Origin of the sequence: Corynebacterium sp. HMSC074A01, from assembly GCF_001831515.1 — a bacterium.
GTDB lineage: Bacteria > Actinomycetota > Actinomycetes > Mycobacteriales > Mycobacteriaceae > Corynebacterium.
On the sequence record NZ_KV825624.1, the window covers coordinates 1 to 3,206 of the forward strand.

The 3,206-nt window shown below is 57.0% G+C and carries 4 protein-coding genes; 2 read left to right on the forward strand and 2 right to left on the reverse strand.

Features of this window, described 5'->3' with window-relative positions:
* Positions 1 to 207 precede the first annotated feature (207 nt).
* Both HMPREF2550_RS11920 and HMPREF2550_RS08670 read right to left on the reverse strand, forming a co-directional pair.
* Positions 208 to 1,818: a relaxase/mobilization nuclease domain-containing protein gene (locus HMPREF2550_RS11920; protein ID WP_083319869.1), complete on the reverse strand. Its 1,611-nt coding sequence runs from the start codon at positions 1,816 to 1,818 to the stop codon at positions 208 to 210.
* Positions 1,799 to 2,161, reverse strand: coding sequence for a MobC family plasmid mobilization relaxosome protein (locus HMPREF2550_RS08670; protein ID WP_005293765.1), 363 nt, complete (start codon positions 2,159 to 2,161; stop codon positions 1,799 to 1,801). The genes HMPREF2550_RS11920 and HMPREF2550_RS08670 overlap by 20 nt, the downstream gene beginning before the upstream one ends.
* A 292-nt stretch (positions 2,162 to 2,453) precedes the next feature.
* Between HMPREF2550_RS08670 and HMPREF2550_RS12305 the strand changes: the two genes are divergently transcribed.
* Positions 2,454 to 2,591: a hypothetical protein gene (locus HMPREF2550_RS12305; RefSeq protein WP_168167134.1), complete on the forward strand. Its 138-nt coding sequence runs from the start codon at positions 2,454 to 2,456 to the stop codon at positions 2,589 to 2,591.
* A complete protein-coding gene (locus HMPREF2550_RS08675; RefSeq protein ID WP_070764126.1) occupies positions 2,592 to 3,110 on the forward strand; it encodes an HNH endonuclease in 519 nt (172 codons plus the stop codon).
* The last annotated feature ends 96 nt before the right edge of the window (positions 3,111 to 3,206 follow it).

Below are 3,206 nucleotides of genomic sequence, written 5' to 3' on the forward strand. Positions count from 1 at the left end.
GCCTTAATAAAGTTCGTGTTCGACTTTTCCATGTCGTCGTTGTACTTTTTGCGCTCTGCGCGTATCTTCTCCAGCAGCTTTTCGTTGGACTCCTTCTCCTGGAGCAGGGCGCTGCGAGCCTTCTTAGATGCTTCTGCTGCCTTGTGCAGGCTTTCGGACTCTTTCGACATTGCCTCAGATACAGCTACTTCTACCAGCGGTTCCAGGCTAGAAGTCAGGCTCGAAGTCATCTGAGCGTTCAGGCTCTGGGCTACTGCTTGGCTGGAATCCTTGTCGAGATGGATGGGGCTTTCGGCTGCTTTGAGTACCAGCTGTTGCATCCTTGTCAGACGCGACATCTGCTCGCTTATCTCGATTAGGTACCCTTTTACCCCCTCCAGGCCGTTGGGCAGATCCTCGATGTTCCTTATCAGCCCGGTGATCATCTGCTGCACTTCCATCATCGTTACTTGGAAGTGACTGCTGCTCACGTAGTTCTTGTTTGCGGCGAGATTGCTTTTTACGTTCCTTAATTCGCTTTCCGCTTGCGTCAACCTCGTCGAGAAGTCGCTGGGCAGAGAACTGAGAATGTCCCCTGTATTCTCCGGCAGACTCTTCAGTTTCTCCTGCAGCGTCTTGATAGCCTTCTCCGCCTTGTCCAGGCGTGGGCTGAGAACCTTCAAGACGCTGTCCATCTTGCCTTTCGCCGCTGTTTGGGCTAGCTTCGTCATCTCGGTCACTGACACCATGATTGAATACCTCCTGGTTGTTATAGTTTTCTTCCTCCTCGTCATCGAGAAGGCTGGAGCCGTATTTCGCCTCCAGGTCGTCATCGGTTGAATTGGCTTGAAGTGCTGCAAGCTGCCGCGCAAGAAGGGCTGATTGGGCCTCGTTAACGCGTTCGGTCACACCCTCTAGCGAGTAGCTGCGGCCCAATTTTGAGCCAGCTTTAGCTGCTTTACGCTTTCGAGTACGTCCGGCCTTCGTGGTGTTCGTGAAGTAGGCATCCTCGCCGTCGTCGTCGACCAGGGCCACGGTTAGCGACTCACCCTCGGTTTTTGAGTTGGGCTGCACTTTTAGAGACAGGTTGTATTTGCCAGCAATCTCTACTGCCTTCGCCAGTGGGTCGTCAGCATCTGCCACCTGTTTATCCGCGCACAGCTCATCCATGCGCTTGCGGGCAAAATCTGCCCACGTGGCTGCGGTCAGCTCATCCACGCCCAGGCCCGTCGAGTCTGTGGACTTGCCCTCCTTGCATGCCCTGCGCTCAGCAGGAAGCAGCGGTATTTCCGGCTCTCGCTCCAGGACACGCATCCCCAAATCGCGCATCAGCTCGTCGTTGATATTGCGCAGCTTGTACCAGTTGCGCATATCCCGAGGTGCAGCCTTCTTTGTCTGCGTATCGTGGTTGGCAAAGACGATATGGTTGTGGACACAGCCGCTTTTACTGTCGGTGTGCGTAGCCACGGTAAACGGAACTCCCGTGCCCTGCGTCAGCCGCATCGCCAGCTCTGAGCCAGCCGCATTAGCCCGAGCTACATCGGCCGGGTTATCCTTATCCAGCTCGTCTTTAGCCCACGATTGGATATAAATAATTGCTTCGTCAGTGCGCTGAGCCGGAGCATATCGCTCCATTTCTTCCACACTGGCTTCCATGAAGTCCACACCCGACCAACGGCCAGCCGTAGCCTCCGGAGAAAACGATTCAGCGTTAGGTTGAACCGTGCATAAAGCATCGGCTCGCACCTCACCCTTGCGGGCATTGTCTGCCGTTCCATAGACGGCGTAGACCGTTGCCGCGCGGATATTCTGGCTGTAGTTAATCTTGATTGTGGACAAAGTCCTTCACCTCTTTGCGAAGAGAAGAAACCTCGGAGCCAATGCTTTCTACAGCCTCAGACACGGGGGCCACGCCGTCGATATTCGCGCGGCGAGCCAACTGGTTTAGATTGACGCCAATCCGCCGCAGTTGGTCGTTCATCTCGTCCAGGCGGCGCAGCGTGTCCGGGGCCAAACGCTTTTGCGTCAGCACGCTCTCCTCCTCCGCGAGGACATAGAGAGCTTCCCGGAACACGACGGCCTTTTGCACCCCTACGACCCGTGCGACCTCCTCGACAAATCGGTCTAAATCCTTATCGAGGCGCACGGTGGTGCGCGAATATGTCGAGAACTTGTCTCGCATATCCACCTCCTACTTATCGTGCTTACTGTGGCAGGGTGGCCCCGACTGCTGATGCAGCCGGGGCCACAGTCTGTTTGTAAGGGTCACGCTTCTCCGGTGTCGGCCCCCTGAATCTGCTGCGCATCTTCAGGCGTACTCGCCACCGTCAAAGACGGCCGGGCCTGACCCCCGGAAAGTAGACACGTCGGGGGGTAGCTATGCTGCTTGGGCCGGCGTAGCTGATGTGAGTGCTTCGAAGTCATTGGGGGCTAGAAGGTTGCACCAGGAGTGCCGTCTGCGGGTGTTGTAGCGCATGCACCACCGGAAGACTTCTTGGCGACTGATGTCGAAGTGGTCGAATTTCGTGCGCGGTGAACCCGCCCGCCAGGAGGTGCTTGAAGTCGCCCTCGACTGGATCGCTCAGCGTGACGGCGTGAGTATCGACAACTAAATGGCTAAGCACCGCGATGACGACGACTGCAATGAACTGCAGACGTACTTCACCACCGTCATCGACTGGGCCGCAAGCGTGTTCAAGATGACGGTCAGTTCCATGCGTGGAATCGCATGGAACAGGCTCTATGAGCAGTACGGCGACAAGGGCTACGACGCAGCAGAGATGACCGCCGAAGCACGCGAGCTGCTTTCCGACTCGCAGGTCCAGTCGAAGAAGGGCATCTACGAGTACCTGCTCGGCGGCAAGAAAGAGACGCGGCTGCTTAGCGTGCGTGTCTTCACCGAGGCGGTCAAAAAGCGCGTGTACAAGCGCCAAACGGACGCCGCCGAGAAGAACGGTGTCTCGAACTGCTCGTATTGCGCCCTCGGTCACGAGGGGGTCAAGACGAAGATCTGGCCGCTCAAGGATATGGACGCCGATCACGTCACTGCATGGTCGAAGGGCAGCAAGACCGAGGAAAGCAACTGCGAGCTGCTCTGCAAGTCCCACAATCGCGCCAAAGGTAACGCTTAACCAGCGGCGACGCGGGGATCTAACCATGCTGCGTCGCTAGCGCTCGCACCCGGTAAGCCAAGCACAGGCTGCGCTAGCGACGCTCGGCACACATGA